The following is a 17,235-nucleotide window of genomic DNA, read 5'->3' as shown; positions in this document are numbered from 1 at the left end:
CCGGTGGTGTGGGCTTCGCCTTGGGGGTCGGGGGTGGTTGTGGGGCTTTGAAGGCGGCGATCACGCACCGGGATCGACGGCTTGAGACTGTCGCGAGTCAAACAGCGACGACGGCCTGAACGATGGCTATAGCGGTCACGGGCGTTCGACTGTTGGCGCCTGCTACGACGACTATGCCTTCAAGACTGAGCCGTAGGCATGGTCCACCAATGAACGACCGGTCAGCAAGAAATGAACTGGAAGTTTCGACCCTAGCCACCCAGAAGTAGCGCTCGTTCAACGCCAGCAATCGCTGATAGATTTCGAACCTAGTGTTTGTCCTCTTTCGACGCTGATCGAGAAGGTGCTGGGACCAAGCCGCGCCAACGACCGCGATCAAAGCGCCAATCAATGCTCCAAAGAAGCCAAGTTGCCCGTCGGTCATGGTTACCTCCCTGTGGCCGGCAGTATGCCGAAGTCGGTCGACTACATCTGAACTTGCGGATGGACCTTCCCGCCGAATGTCCCACGCTGACTACTGGCAGCAGCTCCCCGGTTGCGAGTGGACAAGTGCTATCCAGACTTACGGATGGGCTCTGCTTCTGGCCGCTTTCTGAGGCATATCTCTGACACCACGTGCAAGCAATCCAACCAGCTCGCGGAGATTTCTAACGTCCGCAACGCGGTGCAATTTGAACTGCAGCTCATCAATCCCGCCGACCACTGTCGCTGCCAATGAGGAGCCCAGAGTGGACCAGCAGCGACCTGTCTGATCCAGTCCAAGCTACTTGCTTAGCAACGTCTCGATCGACAAATCAAGCGCCGCCGCAAGCCTCGCCAGCGTGTGAAGCGAAGGGTTGCGCGCTTGGCGTTCGATGTGCGCAATGACGGCCCTGCTCACACCTGATTGCTGAGCCAACGCGTCCTGGCTCAGCATCAGCCGCTTCCTTGCCGCTACGAGGTTCTGTGCAACCACCGCTTCGATGAAGACCTCGGGCCCCTGGCGCGCGACAGGCCGCTTCCCGAACAACGAGCCCGCCTGGACCCCCAGCGCCTGAGCCAACTTCTCGACGGTGCTCAATGACGGATTCGAGCGACCCTTCTCCAAGTACAGCAGCATCCGCTCGCTGACATGTGCCTGGTCTGCCAAGGCACGCATGCTCCATTCACCCGCTGTGCGCAGAGCAGTGAGGTTGCGAGCCAGATTGAGCGTATGGGAAAGGTCTGGTACGGGGTCGGCCACCTAAAAAGTGTTGACGACCTCTCCAAAGTCGTGCCGCAATATCAGGCACCGCAATAACGGGCACAATAGACTTCCTTTCACAGGGAGCCCACCCGTGTTCATCACCGCCCCCGGCCTCGTCCAGCACCTCCACCCGGCCCAGGTCGCCCCCCAGCAGACCCACTGGCCCGCCATCACGCTCGCGCTGGAGCGGCCCTGGTACCTGCTCGTCTACGACGTCTCCTACAACGGCCAGAAGTTGTCGCAGACCTCGCTGGTGGCCTGGGACCACACGCTGCTGGACCTGTTGGCCCGCATTCCCGTGGCGGCCCTCAGCGGCATCGCGCGCCTGCACCGGCGCCGCGAGGCGGGCCCGGGTTGGGCGCTGGAGTGGATAGGCGCGCTGTGGGCGCCAGCGCCGGGCGAGTGCCCCGCCCTGGGCCCCTTGCTGTTCAAGCTGGGCCAAGACCCGCAGTTGCGCAACACCGATCTGAAACCCGTGGGCGAGGCCCCAGGCCGGCGGCTGCTGTATGAGGCGCCTTCGGGAAGGCTTGGCGGAAGGTGAGCCGGCTGCGGCACTGAGCCTGCATTGAGCAACGCGGGCACACGGTTTGCCCGAAGCTGGATGGAAGGAGTCCCCATGACTCGCGATCACATCAAACACCTCAGAGGCGTGTACGCAAGCCCTCGCCAACCGCAAGGCGACTTCGGTCGGGGCAGGGACCATGCTCAACCCGGCAGCAGTGACGACGTGAACCGAAGGCTCAATGAGCGCGGTGCTTACCGTGACGCCGAGTCCGCGCAAGATCCCGCCTCGATGCCGAGACCTCGAACACCAGGCCGCCCGGCATCGACGAGCACCGAAGGGATTCTTCCGTCTGGCACCAAGACGAAGCCACGGGAAGCGGAACCGGCGCAGCCAGAGCAAGGACGCGCAGGACAAGCTCATGAAGACCATGGCCGATAGGTGGGCCGGTCTGCTGGCGCGGCCCGGCTTGATGCTCGCTTCCGTACTCGCGTTGGGCGTGCTGAGCGCGTGCGGAGGCGGTGGTGGCAACGTCGATTCGGGCGACGGATCTGGCAGCGACCCTCCTGGCGGCGGCGTCACCTTTACGCCCACCACCGAACCGGTGGCCGTCACGCAACTGCCTGTCGGCTTCTCCAATCCGACCGCCATGGCCTTTCTGCCCGACGGACGCTTCATTGTCGTCACGAGCGACCGCTATTTGCGCCTGTATGAAGCCGATGGCTCGAGCTACATGTACCTCAACCACGCGGCGTTCAGCAGGATGACGGTGGGCACCGAGCACACGGGGCTTCGCGATGTGGCGGTGGACCCGGCGTTTGACAGCAACCGACGCCTTTACTTCACACTCGTCGAGGGGTCGGACACGCCGCTGGCCAGAGGCACGGCTGTGGCGCGTGCGGAGCTGACCGACGACGGCGATCTCGTGCCGTCATACCAGGTGATCTACCGGCAGCCGAAGGTGACCGATGGAGGCCATCACTATGGCGGGCGCATGGCGTTCGACCGCGAAGGCCACCTTTTCGTGACCCTCGGCGACCGCGAGACGCCGGAGCAGCGTGTGCTTGCGCAAGACGTCGCGCGTGGCAATGGCAAGGTGGTGCGCATCACCACCGAAGGCGAACCCGCGCCCGGCAATCCGGTGATGGCCGGAGGGCTTCCTGGCCTGTGGAGCTGGGGGCATCGCAATCCGCAAGGCGCTGCCATCCACCCTGACACCGGCGAACTTTGGACGCACGAAGCCGGGCCCCAGGGCGGTGACGAAATCAACCTCACGCTGCCCGGGCGCAACTACGGGTGGCCGGTGATCAGCCACGGTCAGGTGCCGGGGACCACCATGCCGTTCGGCGAAGGCACCAGCAAGCCGGGCATGGAGCAACCGCTGGCGGTGTGGGACACCAGCGACGGCAGCCCCTGGGCCGGTGGCCAGAAGTCGTCGATCGGGCCGAGTGGCATGGCCTTCTTCACCGGCAGCAGCCCGGCGCACTGGCGAGGCAGCCTCTTTGTAGGCGCACGCGAAGGCACAGGCCTCTGGCGCATTCAATTCGACGGCACACGCGAAGTCGGCCGCGAACGCCTGCTCGCCGACCGCAACGAGCGCATCGTCGATGTGCGCATGGGGCCCGACGGCCATCTGTACGTGCTCACCTTGCCGTCTGGCGGGGTACTGAGGGTCGGCGGCTGAAGCGTCAGGCCGTCGTTCAGATCTCGGACCAGATCAGCAGCCAGTTCGGCCTGGCCGAAGCTACTGACTCAACAACGCTTCCAGCGACAAATCAAGCGCCACCGCGAGCCTCGCCAACGTTTGCAGCGACGGGTTGCGCGCCTGCCGCTCGATGTGCGCGATGACGAACATGCTGACGCCCGACCGCTGACCCAGCGTGTCCTGGGTCAGCTTCAGCCCTTTTCGTGCCGAGACGAGGTTCCGTGCCAGAACCTCTTCGATCGGCGCGTCACCTTCTTGCCGGGCCACCGGCTTCGAGCCGACCAGCGAGCCCGTGGTGACACCGAGTGCTCGGGCCAGTTTGTCTACCGTGTTCAAGGAGACGTTGACCTGCCCCAGTTCCACCAGCCGAATCATTCGGGGGTTCACGCGCGCCTGTTCCGCCAGCGCAGCAATGCTCCAGTTCCCTTTTGCTCGCAGAGCAATCAGGTTCGCAGCCAGCGGAGCAAGGAAGGGGGGCGTATCAGGGCCAAGTGCAGACACCAAAAAAGTGTTGGCTTCGAAAGCTTTGGTGCAAATACTTTGGGGCAGAATGGCGGCGCTTTTGGGAGTCACCTCGTGTTCATTACCGCCCCCGGCCTCGTCCAGCACCTCCACCCCTCCCAGGTCGCCCCGCGCCAGGGCCACTGGCCCGCCATCACGCTCGCGCTGGTGCGGCCCTGGTACCTGCTCGTCTACGACGTCTCCTACAACGGCCAGAAGCTGTCGCAGACCTCGCTGGTGGCCTGGGACACGACGTTGCTGGACCTGCTGGCCCGTATTCCCGTCGCGGACCTCAGCGGCATCGCGCGCCTGCACCGACGCCGCGACGCCGGCCCGAGCTGGGCCCTGGAGTGGATAGGCGCACTGTGGGCGCCCGCGCCGTGCGAGTCGCCGGCCCTGGGCCCCGTGCTGTTCCAACTGGGGCAAGACCCGCAGTTGCGCACCACCGACCTGTTGCCCGTGGGCCAGGCCCCAGGTCGGCGGCTGCTGTATCAGGCGTCGTCGAGTCAGCCTGGCGTTGTGGGGTGAGCCGGCGGCTCAGGCCGCCACGCCCATCAGCGCGTCCTTGCGGGCCTGCAGCTCGTCGCGCATGGCCACCAGGTCCAGCCCGCGGGCGGCCCTGGCTTTCGGGAAGATCTGGTTGCGCTCTTCCTTCACGTGGTGGTCGATGTACTCGCCCAGCACCTTGACCTTGGCGTCGAACATTTCATCGGCCTCGTCCATGGCCTCGATCTGGGCGATGAGGTCCTTGGCCCCCGCGTGTTCCACCTCGGCTTCGGCCAGCATGTCGGTGTCCTTCAGCGCTTCGCGCAGGGCGGGGTAGAAGATCTCTTCCTCGATGGTGGCGTGCACGGTGAGCTCATGGCAGATCTCCCGGGCCAGTTCCAGTTTTTTCTGATCGGTACCGCGGGCCTTGGAATGCGCGAGTTCGTCGTACGCCTTGAACATCTTCTTCACGGCCTTGTGGTCGGTGTCCAGTAGCGTGCAGGCGTCGGCTTCGTTGCGGGTGGTGGGCATGGGGAATCTCCTGAGTCGTGGGATGAAGGGTTGAAGCGCCAGTCACCCATCGGCTGTGCGATGGGTGGCGCATTCCCTCCGGCAAGTCATGTGCCCGCTGTGCGCGGGTCGCGGTGCCAGCGCAAGCTTCTCCAGGGCCGCGTGTCGCACTTCAGGATGTCGCGCATGTAGGCCAGCGCGATCGCTTTCTTCTGCGGCAACTCCGCGGCCGTGCAGTCTTCGGGCACGTGCACCTTCAAACCGCGCAAAAAGGCATCGGCCGCGGTGAGCTGCACGCAGATGTCGGTGGCCAGGCCCGCCAGCACCACGGATCGCGCGCCGATCTGGTCGAGGATGATGTCCAGTGGCGTGCCGAAGAAGGCGGAGTGCATGGGCTTAAGCACGGTCAGGTCGCCGCGTTGGGGCCGCAGCAGCCGCACGATGGAGGCGCTGGTGTCCTGCCGGCGGCCCAGCCGCTGCACCAGGGTCGGGAAGTCGGACTGCCAACGGCCGAAGTTGTCGTTCGCGTAGATCACCGGAATGCCGCGCGAACGCGCGGCCCGGGCCAGGTGGCGGCACGCCCGGGCGGCCTCCAGCGCGGGCTCGGCGAGCGCGCCCGCTTCCGGAAAGTCCAGCGGATTGATGAAGTCGATCAGCAGCAGCGCGCGTCGACTTTTGACGAGGTCGGCTTCGCCCATCGGTGCCCCTTTCCTGGGGCCGATGGCAAAGCCCGTGCCCAGCCGTTACGGGCGGTGCGCGAGGGGTGGGGTGTCGTCCGCCTGGTGGGGCGTGGTGCCGTGGCGGCGCAAGCGGATGGCCCGGCCCTGCAGAACGATGCCCACCAGGAAGATGACCACCCACGACAGCAGTGCGACACGCACCCAGGGCGACTGCGGGCCGTCCGCCAATGGATGGGCCGCCGGCAGGCGCGTGAGGGTTTCGGCGATGCCGGGCACCAGAAGCAGGAAGAAGCTGAAGCTCATGCCGAAGGCCGCCGCATAAGGCCGCAGCCGCCCCAGAAAGGCCAATCGGGGAGCGAGCAGGCCGCCGATGACGGCGAGCAGGGCCACGATGCCCACGGCATGGCCGGGATTGAAGCCGCCCGTGCTGGACAGGCCGAAGGCCGTGAGCACAGAGAGCACGAGACCGACGAGGTAGACCTTGCCCGAAGGGGTGGCCGGCTCGATGGCGCGGTGGCGAACGCAGCTGTACAGGCCGGCCACGATGGGGACCAGGCTGATGGCGGTGTGGACCACGCCGAGAGGGGAGAGAGGTGAAGCCATGGCGGTTTCTATCGATCAGTTGGTGGGTTCATGGGTGGATTCGGGCAGCGCGCAACTGCCGGCTCAAGGCGTGGACCGCCGTGGACGGGCCAGGGCAGCCGCCAGCCCCAGGCAGGCCGCCATGGCGAGCGCCGCACCCGCGAAGCCCGCCTTCACCTGTGCCGCGTCGGCGCCCAGGGGGGCGAGGGTGAAGAACAGCCCGCCGATGACAGCGGTGGAGAGCGCCGCGCTCATCTGCAGCGTGGCATTGACCAGGCCCGACGCCAGGCCCGCCCAACGCGCGTCCACCTGGTCCACGTTCAAGCGGACCACGGCGGGCAGCGCGAGGCCCTGCCCCAGACCGATGAGGAACAGGGGCAGTGGCAGCCACGGCGGTGCGTCCCACCAGGCCAGGCCTGCGGCCAAGAGCAGGCCAAGCACTTCGAGCGACATGCCGAACGCGGCCGTGTTGGGCCCCAGGCGCCGCGCCACCGAAGCGGTGCACAGCGGGCCCAGCAGAAAGCCCAGGCCCACGGGCAGCACCGCCAGCCCGGCGGCCATCGCACCGTGGCCCAGGCCCGACTGCTCGTAGATGGCGAACACGAGAAAGAAGGGCGCGATGGCATAGAAGAAGAACGTGGCCACGAGGCTGCGGCGCAGGCCCGGCGGGGTGAGCAGCGAGGGCAGGACCAGCGGCATGCCCTGGGCGCGTTCCAGGCATTGCTCGTACCGCCAGAAGGTGAGGAGCAGCGGGGCGCTCAGCACGAGCGCCGCGACGCACCACCACGGCCAGCCCCGCTCGCGCCCTTCGATGAGTGGCACCACCAGCGACAGCAAGCCCGCGGCGAGCAGCAGCGCGCCGGCCACGTCCAGGCGCGCGGCCTGCTCCAGGCGGCTCTCGCGCACCCACCGCACCGCGGCCGGCACCGCCAGCAGGATGATCGGCAGGTTGATGAGAAAGACGGCGCGCCAGCCCAGCCCGAGCGCATCGGACGAGACGAGCACCCCGCCGAGGGCCTGCCCCGCCACGGCCGCCAGCCCGATGGTGAGGCCATACAGGCTGAGCGCGCGGGCCTTCTCCCCGGCCGGGAAGATGGCGTGTATGGACGCCAGGGACTGCGGGGCCATGACCGCGGCGCTCACGCCCTGCAGGAAACGCCCCACGATCAGCACCTCTGCGGAGGGGGCCAGGCCGCACAGGGCCGAGGCCGCGCCGAAGCCCGCCATGCCCGCGATGAAGACGCGTTTGCGCCCATAGAGGTCTCCCAGGCGCCCGCCCAGGATGAGCGTGACCGCGTAAGCCCCCGCATACACCGACACCACCAGTTGGGTCATCGACGCACTCGCCTGCAGGCTGCCTTGCATGGCGGGCAGGGCCACGTTGACGATGAAGAAGTCCAGTGGCGGCAGCAGGGTGCCGGTCAGCAGGACGGCCAGCGCCCACCACCGGCGGGTGTCGGTGGCGGTGCGATCAGAGAGGGGGAGGGTTGCTGCGGTTTTCATGGCGGTGCCCTGGCATGGCGTTGCCGGGAGAATCCGACATTCGAATGTGTGGGGCAACTGACAATGTCGTACTCTCTCCGTTCATTTTTGTGGGGGTGCTGGCAATGGAGTGGAGCGACGTCAGAATCTTCCTGGCCGTGGCGCGGGCCGGCACCCTGGGCGGTGCCGCGCGCGCCCTGCGCCTGAGCCACCCGACCATCGGGCGCCGGTTGCAGGCGCTGGAGCGGGCCATGGGGCACGCGCTGTTTCAGCGGACGTCGGACGGCTTTGTGCTGACGGAAGAAGGCGCCGGCATCGTGGCGCTGGCGGAGCAGATGGAAGAGGGCGCCCAAGCCATGGAGCGCCGCCTGGCCGGACAAGAGCGTCGCTTGCAGGGCCTCTTGCGGATTTCGTCGGCCGACTGGTTCGGTGCCTACCTGCTGCCGCCGGTCATCGCGGACTACGCCAAGGCCTATCCCCACGTCGACGTGGAGGTGCTGACGGGCACGCGCCTGTTCAACCTGGCGCAGCGGGAGGCCGACATCGCTTTCCGGATCGTCCCGTTCAACGCGCCCGACGTCGTGCAGAGGAAACTGATCCGCCTGCCCTATGGGGCGTACGTCGCGGCCAATGCCCCCGAGCCGGTGTTCGGCGACGGCGTGGGTTTTCGCCTCATCACCCACGACACCTCGACGGGCCAGTTTCCCGACATCGCCTGGCTCAAGGAGGGCTTCCCGAATGCCAGGCCCCTGCTTTCATCCAACAACCGCAACGTGCAGGCGCGCATGTGCGCGCAGGGCATCGGCATCGCCGTGCTGCCGCGGGTGGTGGGCGACCAGGTGGTGGGCATACGCCGCCTGCAACTGCCGGAGGATCCGCCCGGGCGGGACATCTGGATGGGCTACCACCGGGACCTGAGGCGGCTGAACCGTTTGCGCGCCTTCATCGCCACGCTGGGCGGCCACATCGACGCGCTGAACCTCACCCCTTCGCCACGGGGTGCTCGGCCATGATCTCCAGCGCCTGCACCAGCGCGGAGTGATCGAGTTCGCCGAGGCCGTGCGCGGCGCAGGCCTGCATCAGTTGCGCGGCGTTGGCCGTTTGCGGCAGGGCCACGCCGAGTTCGCGCGCGCCCTGCAGCGCCAGGCCTAGGTCCTTCTGGTGCAGCTTGATGCGAAAGCCCGGGTTGAAGGTGCGCTTGATCATGCGCTCGCCGTGCACCTCGAGGATGCGGCTGGCCGCGAAGCCGCCCATGAGGGCTTCGCGCACCTTGGCCGGGTCGGCGCCGGCCTTGCTGGCGAACACCAGGGCCTCGCTCACGGCGGCGATGTTGAGCGCCACGATGATCTGGTTGGCGACCTTGGTGGTCTGGCCGTCGCCGTTGCCGCCCACCAGGGTGATGTTCTTGCCCATGCACTCCAGCAGCGGCTTCACGCGTTCGAACACGGCCGCATCACCACCGCACATGATGGTGAGCGAGCCGGCCTTGGCGCCCACCTCGCCGCCCGAGACGGGGGCGTCGATGTAGTCGGCGCCGAGTTCGTTGATGCGCTTGGCGAAGGCCTTGGTGGCCATGGGCGAGATGGAGCTCATGTCCACCACCACCTTGCCCACCCGGCCGTCAGGGCCGGCCTTGCTGTCCTTCAATCCTTCCGCCACGCCGTTCTTGCCGAACAGCACGGCCTCCACGTCGGGCGTGTCGGGCACCATGGTGAAGATGACATCGGCCTCGCGCGCCACGGCGGCGGCGCTGTCCACGCGCATGCCGCCAGCGGCGGTGATGGCCTCGGGCACCTGGCTGCGGGTGTGCACGAACAACTGGTGGCCCTTGTTGACGAGGTGCAGGGCCATGGGCGTGCCCATGATGCCCAGGCCGATGAATCCGACTTTCATGCGTGTGTTCCGGTGAGAGGGGAAAAGAGGATCAGTAGCCTTGCGCCGGCTTGGCGGTCTTCACGCCGCCGCGCATGGTGTTGACGATCTGTTGCGCGCCGGCGGCCAGCAGGCGCGCGTCGGAGCTGACGGTGACGAACTGGAACCCCATGGCGATGCGCTTGAGCGCGGCCTCGGGCGAGCCGTTGTGGATGCCGGCCACCACCTTGTGCGCCTTGGCGCGCGCCAGGATGTGCTGCACCGCGTCGGCGGCCTTGGGGTCGAGCTCGTCGAAGGTGGGGTTGCAGCCCAGGGCGAGCGACAGGTCGGACGGGCCGATGTAGATGGCGTCCAGCCCCGGCGTGGAGAGGATGTCGTCGAGGTTCTCCAGCGCTTGCGCGGTCTCTATCATCGCGAAGGTGACGATGGTGTCGTTGGCGTGCTTGGGGTAATCGGCGCCGCCATAGAGCAGGGCGCGCACGGGGCCGAAGCTGCGCGTGCCGCGCGGCGCGTAGTGGGTGTAGGCCACCAGCTTCTCGGCGTCGGCGCGGGTGTTCACCATGGGGCAGATGACGCCATACGCGCCCGCGTCCAGCGCCTTCATCAGGATGCCGGGCTCCAGCCAGGGCACGCGCACCACGGGCACGGTGTCGGTGGTGCTCACGGCCTGCAGCATGGGGACCATGCTGTTGTAGTCGATGACACCGTGTTGCAGGTCGATGGTGAGGGAGTCCCAGCCCTGGTGGGCCATGGTCTCGGCGGAGAAGCTGTTGGGGATGGCGAGCCAGCCGTTCACCACGGCACCGCCGTTGGCCCAGATCTCGCGCAGTCGGTTCGGTCGCATGCGAATGCCTTGTTGCCTTGTTGTTGTCAGGGGTGGAAGGCGCGATCCTATGACGGGATGCGCCTCAGCGGTCCATGCAGGGGCGCTTGGGGTTGAAGCGCCAGTTGGGGATCAGGTACTGCATGGCGGTGGCGTCGTCGCGCGCGCCCAGGCCGTGCTGGCGGTAGAGCTGGTGGGCCTTCTCCACCTCGGCCATGTCCAGTTCCACGCCCAGGCCGGGCGTCTTCGGCACCGCCACGTGGCCGTTCACGATCTTCAGCGGCTCCTTGGTGAGGCGCTGGCCGTCCTGCCAGATCCAGTGCGTGTCGATGGCCGTGACCTTGCCCGGCGCGGCCGCGCCCACGTGCGTGAACATGGCCAGCGACACGTCGAAGTGGTTGTTGGAGTGCGAGCCCCAGGTGAGGCCCCAGTCGCGGCAGGTCTGGGCCACGCGCACGCTGCCGGCCATGGTCCAGAAGTGCGGGTCGGCCAGGGGGATGTCGACCGACTGCAGCGAGAGCGCGTGCGTGAGCTGGCGCCAGTCGGTGGCGACCATGTTGGTGGCCGTGGGCAGGCCGGTGGCGCGGCGGAACTCGGCCATCACCTCGCGGCCGGAGAAGCCGTCCTCGGCGCCGCAGGGGTCTTCGGCGTAGGCCACCACGCCGCGCATGCGCTGGCCCAGGCGGATGGCGTCTTTGAGCAGCCAGCCGCCGTTGGGGTCGAGCGTGACGCGCGCGTCGGGGAAGCGCTCGTGCAGCGCGATCACGGCGTCGACCTCTTCGTCGCCACGCAGCACGCCGCCCTTGAGCTTGAAGTCGTTGAAGCCGTAGCGCTCGCGCGCGGCCTCGGCCAGGCGCACGATGGCCTCGGGCGTCATCGCGGCCTCGTGGCGCAGGCGGCACCAGGCGTCGGCGTGGTCGGGCTCGCTGGCCGGATCGGCATACGGCAGTGGCGTCTTCGTGCGGTCGCCCACGAAGAACAGGTAACCCAGCATCTCCACCGACTCGCGCTGCTGGCCTTCGCCGAGCAGCGCGGCCACGGGCACCTCCAGGTGCTGGCCCAGCAGGTCGAGCAGGGCCGACTCCACGGCGGTGACGGCGTGGATGGCGGTGCGCAGGTCGAAGGTCTGCTGGCCGCGCCCGCCGCTGTCGCGGTCGGCGAAGCGCGTTTGCAGTTCACGCAGCACGCGCTGGTGGTCGCCGATGGAACGGCCCACCACCAGTTCGCGCGCGTCTTCCAGGGTCTGGCGGATCTTCTCGCCCCCGGGCACCTCGCCCACGCCCGTGCGGCCCGCGCTGTCGCGCAGGATCAGCAGGTTGCGCGTGAAGAAGGGCGCGTGCGCCCCGCTGAGGTTGAGCAGCATGCCGTCGCGGCCCGCGACGGGAATGGCGATGAGCTCGGTGATGCGCGGCGTGGTGCCGACGGGGACGGGGTTCAACATGAAACGATCAATCGGCTTTGATGTTGCGAGCGGTGATCAGCTTTTGCCAGCGCGCGAACTCGGCGGCCTGGAACTTGGTGAACTCCTCGGGCGTGTTGGCCACGATCTCGAAGCCCAGGTCCAGCAGCTTGGGTTTGATGGCCGGGTCGTTGAGCGCGTCCTTGATGGCGGCCTGCAGCTTGTTCTTCAGATCGGCCGGGATGCCCTTGGGCGCGGCCACGGCCTGCCAGGAGTAGACGTTGGCGTCCTTGATGCCGAGCTCGTCGAGCGTGGGCACGTCGGGCAGCAGGGCGGAGCGTTTGGCGCTGGTGATGGACAACGCGCGCAGCTTGCCGGCCTTGATCTGCGGCATGGCGGTGTTGATGTTCATGAAAGACGAGTCGACCTGGTTGCCGAGCAGGTCGGTCATCACGGGGCCGCCGCCTTTGTAGGGCACGTGCACGCCGCTGGTGCCGGTCTGTTGCCAGTAGAGCTCGGCGGTGAGGTGGTCGCTGCTGCCGTTGCCGGAGGAGGCGAAGGTCATCTTGCCGGGGTTGGCCTTCTGGAAGGCCATCACGTCGGCCATGCTTTTGTGCGGCGAGGCGGCGGGCACGACGAGCACGTTGGGCGCCTGCACGGCGACGGTGATGTAGTCGAAGTCCTTGGTGGCGTCGTAGGTGACCTTGGTGAGGTGCGGGGCGATGACGTAGGGGCCGAGGGAGGAGACGAAGAGGGTGTGGCCGTCGGGCGCGGCGCGGGTGACGAGGGTGGCGCCGATGGTGCCGGTGGCGCCAGGCTTGTTGTCGATGACGAAGGTGCCGCCGAATTTCTCTTGCAGTTTGGGCTGCAGGGTGCGGGCGATCATGTCGGTGGAGCCGCCGGGGGGGAAGGGGACCACGATGGTGACGGTCTTGTCGGGCCAGGCCATGGCCGTGGTGAGGGTCATGGTCGCGCCGAGCGCGAGCAGCATCTTTTTCATGTGGCTTGTCTCCTGTTGGGTGGGAATGGGGTCTTCATTTGGTACCGGTACCAAATGAATCCGGAGGGGATGGTACCGGTACCAAATTTCTTCGTCAACGGGGTTTGTCGGGACTTCATGCCTGCACCTCGGCGAAGCTCGCGGCCACTGGGTGCCCTGCTCCGCGAATGTCCCCCGCCAAGGGCTGCGCCCTTGGCTCCTCCTTTATTTCGCTACGCAGGGCACCCAGCGTCCGCGAGCCCCAGACACGTAGGCGTGCCAACAGACGAGCGCCGATGACCGGAGCTTCCGGAGAGAAAAACTCAGGAAGTCTCCCGCTCCAAGATAGAAAACCCGAGGTCGACCACAGGCTGCGCCACCTCCCGCCCCTCCGCCCGATCAATCAGACAGCGCGCCGCCAGCCGCCCCATGTCCGCCCCGTTGATCCGCACCGTGCTCAGCGCCGGCGCCATGTCCGCCGCAAAGGACACATCGCCAAAACCCATCAGCGCCAGATCGTCGGGAATGTGAATGCCGCGCACCCGCGCCTCCGTCGCCACCCCCAGCGCCAGCAGGTCGGAGCTGCAGAAAATCGCGTCCACGTCCGGCGCCTGCTCCAGCAGGCGGCCCAGCGCTTCTCGCCCGCTGCGCAGTGAACGTGAAGCGCCCACGTTCACCGTCTCCACCGCCCCCAGGCCCGCGCGCTTCACCACCTCCGCGAAGGCGCCCGCGCGTCGCTCGGCGCGCTCGTCCGCGGCGCGGATCAGCGCCAGCTTGCGCCGCCCCTTGCCGATCAGGAAACGCGCCACCTCGGCTCCGATGTCCGCGTGCGAAAAACCCACCAGCATGTCGATCGGCGTGGGCGTCAGGTCCCAGGTCTCCACCACCGGAATGCCCGAGGCCAGCAGCCGCGTGCGGCCCTGGCTGGGGCGCAGGATGCCGGTGAGGAAGATGCCGTCCGGCCGGCGGCCCACGATGGCCTCCAGCAAGGCCTCCTCGCGCGCGGCCGAGTAGTCGGACTGGCCCAGCATCAACTGGTAGCCGGCGTCGAACAGGGTCTCGTTCAAGGCCTCGATGGTGGGCATGAACACCGACATCACCGTGCTCGGCACCACCGCCGCGATCAGCCGGCTGCGCGACGACGCCAGGCCGCCGGCCATGCGGTTGGGCACGTAGCCGGTCTTCTGGATCACCTCCAGCACCTTCTGCCGCACGTCGGGCGAGACCTGCGCGGGCGTGTTCAACACGCGCGAGACGGTGATGGGCGCGACGCCCGCCAGGCGGGCCACGTCGCGCACGGTGATGGCCCCGCTGCCGCGTCGGGAACGCCGGGAGTTGTCGGTTTCTTTCATGTGCGGCGTAGAATGGTACCGGTACCAAGCGCTGCGCGTAAGGCCTCCGGCACCGGGTCCGGATCATCGCGAGCGCGCCGAATCATAGGAGACGCCAATGTCCGAGACCCTGGCGAGCCGCACGGCCGTGGCGCCGCTCACCTCCCCGCTGACCATTCGCATGCACGCCGACGACAACGTGGCCATCGTGGCCAACGACGGCGGCCTGCCCCCCGGCACCGCGCTGCCCGGCGGCCCGGTGCTGCGCGACAAGGTGCCGCAGGGCCACAAGGTGGCGCTGGTGGACCTGCCCGAAGGCGCATCCGTGCTGCGTTATGGCGTGCCCATCGGCTACGCGCTGCAGCCCATCCCTGCCGGCAGTTGGGTGCACGAACGCCTGCTGAAGATGCCCGAGGCGCGCGGCCTGGACGACCTGCCCATGGCCACGCGCGGCGCGGCCCCCATGGCGCCGCTGGAAGGCTTCACCTTCGAGGGCTACCGCAACGCCGATGGTTCGGTCGGCACGCGCAACATCCTGGCCATCACGCAGACCGTGCAGTGCGTGGCCGGCGTCACCGATTTCGCGGTGCAGCGCATCAAGGCCGAGCTGCTGCCCAGGTACCCGAACGTGGACGACGTGGTGGCGCTGGAGCACGGCTACGGCTGCGGCGTGGCCATCGACGCGCCCGACGCGGTGATCCCCATCCGCACGCTGCGCCACATCAGCCAGAACCCCAACTTCGGGGGCGAGGTGATGGTGGTGAGCCTGGGCTGCGAGAAGCTGCAGCCCGAGCGGCTGCTGCCGCCGGGCAGCATTCCCATCAGCGACACGCGCGCGGACGCCGAGACCGAAGGCCTCGACGTGGTCTGTCTCCAAGACGAGGCCCACGTCGGCTTCATGTCGATGGTCGAGTCCATCCTGCGCCAGGCCGAGCAGCACCTGAAGCGCCTGAACGCGCGCCGCCGCGAAACCGTGCCGGCCAGCGAGTTGGTGGTGGGCGTGCAGTGCGGCGGCAGCGACGCGTTCAGTGGCGTGACCGCCAACCCGGCCGTGGGCTTCTGCACCGACCTGCTGGTGCGCGCGGGCGCGAGCGTGATGTTCTCCGAGACCACCGAGGTGCGCGACGGCATCGCGCAACTCACCGCGCGCGCCACCACGCCCGAGGTGGCGCAGGCCATGGTGCGCGAGATGGCCTGGTACGACGACTACCTCAAGCGCGGCAGCGTGGACCGCAGCGCCAACACCACGCCGGGCAACAAGAAGGGCGGGCTGTCCAACATCGTCGAGAAGGCCATGGGCTCGATCGTGAAGTCGGGCAGCGCGCCGATCGGCAACGTGCTGTCACCCGGCGAGAAGCTGCGCAACAAGGGCCTGACCTACGCCGCCACGCCCGCGAGCGACTTCATCTGCGGCACGCTGCAACTGGCCGCCGGCATGAACCTGCACGTGTTCACCACCGGGCGGGGCACGCCCTACGGCCTGGCGGCCGTGCCGGTGATCAAGGTGGCCACGCGCAGCGACCTGGCGCGCCGCTGGCACGACCTGATGGACATCAACGCCGGCACCATCGCCGACGGGCAGGCCAGCATCGAGGACGTGGGCTGGGAGCTGTTCCGCTTCATGCTCGACGTGGCCAGCGGGCGCCAGAAGACCTGGGCCGAGCGCTGGAAGCTGCACAACCAGCTGGTGCTGTTCAACCCGGCGCCGGTGACTTGAGGGCGTTCAGGGGGTGAGGGCGCGCACGCAGCGGCTGCTATTGCCGGCGCCATAGGAGTCTTGGTGGTGGGCGTTGGCGCCCGGAGCGTACAGCTGCACCCAGGGGGTTGCAGGCACGGTAGAGGAACTCCAGTACGAGTTGATAGCGGACAAGCCAACCGCATGACCCCGGTCCACGAGATTGGCCAGAACGTTGGGCACCAGGGGTGAACTGCTGGTGCCACACCCCGAGCCCCATCCGGTGCTGTCGTAACCCAGCTCGCAGATGGCCGGCAGGTACCAGTCGGAAAACCCCGCGTCGTTGGAACTGGCGCAGGCCCAAGCTGGGTACCGGGCGGTCGGGGACGGACTCGATGGCGGGCCGTATTGGCTCACGATGGCCGCTGTGTTGGCGGCCCCATCGGTGAGGCTGAGATTCAAGCGGGTGGCGGAGTCGTCGGGGCCCCATGTCGTGAGTGTCGCGGCGTCGTTGAGCGCCAGCACTTTGCCGCCGACACCGGCCGTGGCCGGCGTGCTGTCGTCGATGTCGAACAGATGGCCCCCTTGGTACACGCTGCCGAAATCCAGCACCCAGATCGACAGCGCCAAGGTGTTGGTGTTGCTGCCGCTCAAGCCCATCTCGGCGGGCAAGGGTGCGAGATCGCCCGGCGTGGCCGACGGAGTGGCGCCGGGCGTGACCGTGAGCGTGCAACTTGCGCCGGGGGCCAGCGTGGCGCAGTCGGTGGTGAAGCTGGTACCGGCCGGCAGCGCGGTCGTGGTGGTGGCCAAGAGGTTCAGCGCGTCCTGCCCGCCCACGTTGGTGATGACGAAGTGGCGCGGCTGACCCGAGACGGCCAGGGACAGGGCGTCGGTGCTGGATGTCAGCGCCGGCGGCGCAGCCGGGGGAGTGGTGGGTGAGGGTGAGGCGGGCGGTGGCGAAGACGCAGGCAGCGGCAAGGGCGCGATGGCCGAGCCGCCGCCGCAGCCCGACAGCGTGGCGGCGCAGCACAGCGCCGCAAGAATCCGGTGAAGGCGTGAGGACATGGTCGTGAACCCAGGGGAGTACCAAGGGCGCACAAGCTAGCACCGGCGTTCGCCGCAAGTCCTGTCGTTTCCCTCACCGGAAGTGCCGCCGCGGTCGGCGGAAAGCGCCTGATGCGTTTGCATCAGGCGCTTGGGGCCGTCATCGGTGCTTCACTGACGAATCGGCGGCACCGCGGGCGGTGGCAGGGGCACCGGCGACGGGGCCGGCGGCACCGCGCTGGGTGGGATGGTCGGCGGTGGTGCCATGGGTGGCGGAGACGTGACCGGCGGGGGCGAGCCCCCCCGCGGCCCCCCGGGCGGCGGGGGCGGGGGGGGGGGGGGCCCCGCGTTTTTCCGGGGGGTTGTCCCCGCCGGCATGGACGCGGCCACGGCCGCCGGCCTGCCCGTGGCTTCCCTCACCGCCATGTACGGCCTGCAC

At 68.1% G+C, this 17,235-nt stretch carries 17 protein-coding genes and 1 pseudogene; 5 read left to right on the top strand and 13 right to left on the bottom strand.

Translation table 11 applies throughout. The features are described from left to right. Positions 1–97: 97 nt before the first annotated feature. Positions 98–424: a hypothetical protein gene (locus tag BN948_RS26825; RefSeq protein ID WP_138820062.1), complete on the bottom strand. Its 327-nt coding sequence runs from the start codon at positions 422–424 to the stop codon at positions 98–100. Positions 425–763: 339 nt separating this feature from the next. Beyond that, on the bottom strand, positions 764–1,222 hold the full coding sequence (locus BN948_RS25925) for a helix-turn-helix transcriptional regulator (protein ID WP_236953920.1): 459 nt from the start codon (positions 1,220–1,222) through the stop codon (positions 764–766). 94 nt (positions 1,223–1,316) lie between these two features. On the opposite strand from BN948_RS25925, the gene BN948_RS24095 reads away from it, so the two are divergent. Further along, complete coding sequence (locus BN948_RS24095) at positions 1,317–1,766, top strand: hypothetical protein (protein WP_009518186.1); 450 nt, start codon at positions 1,317–1,319, stop codon at positions 1,764–1,766. Between the two features lie 382 nt (positions 1,767–2,148). Then, positions 2,149–3,411: a PQQ-dependent sugar dehydrogenase gene (locus tag BN948_RS24090; RefSeq protein ID WP_009518185.1), complete on the top strand. Its 1,263-nt coding sequence runs from the start codon at positions 2,149–2,151 to the stop codon at positions 3,409–3,411. Positions 3,412–3,471: 60 nt separating this feature from the next. Here the strand turns inward: BN948_RS24090 and BN948_RS25920 are convergent, their stop codons facing one another. Beyond that, on the bottom strand, positions 3,472–4,005 hold the full coding sequence (locus tag BN948_RS25920; protein ID WP_236953921.1) for a helix-turn-helix domain-containing protein: 534 nt from the start codon (positions 4,003–4,005) through the stop codon (positions 3,472–3,474). A 3-nt stretch (positions 4,006–4,008) separates the two neighbouring features. On the opposite strand from BN948_RS25920, the gene BN948_RS24080 reads away from it, so the two are divergent. Continuing rightward, positions 4,009–4,461 (top strand): hypothetical protein, encoded by a 453-nt coding sequence (locus tag BN948_RS24080; RefSeq protein ID WP_009518183.1) that lies wholly within the window; start codon positions 4,009–4,011, stop codon positions 4,459–4,461. 9 nt (positions 4,462–4,470) lie between these two features. Here BN948_RS24080 and BN948_RS24075 read toward each other — a convergent pair whose 3' ends face one another. The 4 genes from BN948_RS24075 to BN948_RS24060 all read right to left on the bottom strand — a co-directional run bounded on the left by BN948_RS24075 (position 4,471) and on the right by BN948_RS24060 (position 7,694). After that, positions 4,471–4,950 (bottom strand): hemerythrin domain-containing protein, encoded by a 480-nt coding sequence (locus tag BN948_RS24075; RefSeq protein WP_009518182.1) that lies wholly within the window; start codon positions 4,948–4,950, stop codon positions 4,471–4,473. 86 nt (positions 4,951–5,036) lie between these two features. After that, positions 5,037–5,627, bottom strand: a complete 591-nt coding sequence (locus tag BN948_RS24070; protein WP_009518181.1) for a cysteine hydrolase family protein — start codon at positions 5,625–5,627, stop codon at positions 5,037–5,039. A gap of 45 nt (positions 5,628–5,672) precedes the next feature. Next, positions 5,673–6,212 carry a PTS sugar transporter subunit IIABC family protein gene (locus tag BN948_RS24065; protein WP_009518180.1) on the bottom strand — a complete coding sequence of 180 codons (540 nt, stop codon included), beginning with the start codon at positions 6,210–6,212 and terminating at the stop codon, positions 5,673–5,675. A 63-nt stretch (positions 6,213–6,275) separates the two neighbouring features. After that, positions 6,276–7,694 carry an MFS transporter gene (locus BN948_RS24060; RefSeq protein ID WP_009518179.1) on the bottom strand — a complete coding sequence of 473 codons (1,419 nt, stop codon included), beginning with the start codon at positions 7,692–7,694 and terminating at the stop codon, positions 6,276–6,278. A 104-nt stretch (positions 7,695–7,798) separates the two neighbouring features. Here BN948_RS24060 and BN948_RS24055 point away from each other — a divergent pair, with 104 nt between their 5' ends. Next, positions 7,799–8,686 (top strand): LysR family transcriptional regulator, encoded by an 888-nt coding sequence (locus BN948_RS24055; protein ID WP_009518178.1) that lies wholly within the window; start codon positions 7,799–7,801, stop codon positions 8,684–8,686. Here BN948_RS24055 and BN948_RS24050 read toward each other — a convergent pair. The 5 genes and pseudogenes from BN948_RS24050 to BN948_RS24030 form a co-directional block, all read right to left on the bottom strand. Continuing rightward, positions 8,655–9,581, bottom strand: a pseudogene (locus tag BN948_RS24050) (2-hydroxy-3-oxopropionate reductase); the annotation flags it as partial. The gene BN948_RS24055 and the pseudogene BN948_RS24050 sit on opposite strands and share 32 nt — an antisense overlap. A gap of 16 nt (positions 9,582–9,597) precedes the next feature. Next, positions 9,598–10,389, bottom strand: coding sequence for an HpcH/HpaI aldolase family protein (locus BN948_RS24045; RefSeq protein ID WP_009518176.1), 792 nt, complete (start codon positions 10,387–10,389; stop codon positions 9,598–9,600). 64 nt (positions 10,390–10,453) lie between these two features. Further along, the gene (gudD, locus tag BN948_RS24040; RefSeq protein ID WP_009518175.1) at positions 10,454–11,809 is read right to left on the bottom strand and encodes a glucarate dehydratase; all 1,356 of its coding nucleotides are present in this window, start codon (positions 11,807–11,809) and stop codon (positions 10,454–10,456) included. Positions 11,810–11,816: 7 nt separating this feature from the next. Then, positions 11,817–12,767: a Bug family tripartite tricarboxylate transporter substrate binding protein gene (locus BN948_RS24035; RefSeq protein WP_009518174.1), complete on the bottom strand. Its 951-nt coding sequence runs from the start codon at positions 12,765–12,767 to the stop codon at positions 11,817–11,819. Positions 12,768–13,069: 302 nt separating this feature from the next. Continuing rightward, positions 13,070–14,098, bottom strand: a complete 1,029-nt coding sequence (locus BN948_RS24030; protein WP_009518173.1) for a LacI family DNA-binding transcriptional regulator — start codon at positions 14,096–14,098, stop codon at positions 13,070–13,072. Positions 14,099–14,195: 97 nt separating this feature from the next. Between BN948_RS24030 and garD the strand changes: the two genes are divergently transcribed. Then, on the top strand, positions 14,196–15,794 hold the full coding sequence (gene garD, locus BN948_RS24025) for a galactarate dehydratase (RefSeq protein WP_009518172.1): 1,599 nt from the start codon (positions 14,196–14,198) through the stop codon (positions 15,792–15,794). A gap of 6 nt (positions 15,795–15,800) precedes the next feature. Here garD and BN948_RS24020 read toward each other — a convergent pair whose 3' ends face one another. Further along, complete coding sequence (locus tag BN948_RS24020) at positions 15,801–16,817, bottom strand: hypothetical protein (protein ID WP_009518171.1); 1,017 nt, start codon at positions 16,815–16,817, stop codon at positions 15,801–15,803. Between the last annotated feature and the right edge of the window lie 418 nt (positions 16,818–17,235).

It is taken from the genome of Hydrogenophaga intermedia (genome assembly GCF_000723405.1).
Classification (GTDB): domain Bacteria; phylum Pseudomonadota; class Gammaproteobacteria; order Burkholderiales; family Burkholderiaceae_C; genus Hydrogenophaga; species Hydrogenophaga intermedia.
Note: the sequence above shows the minus strand (reverse complement) of the source record. Positions and strands in the feature narration are given on the sequence as shown.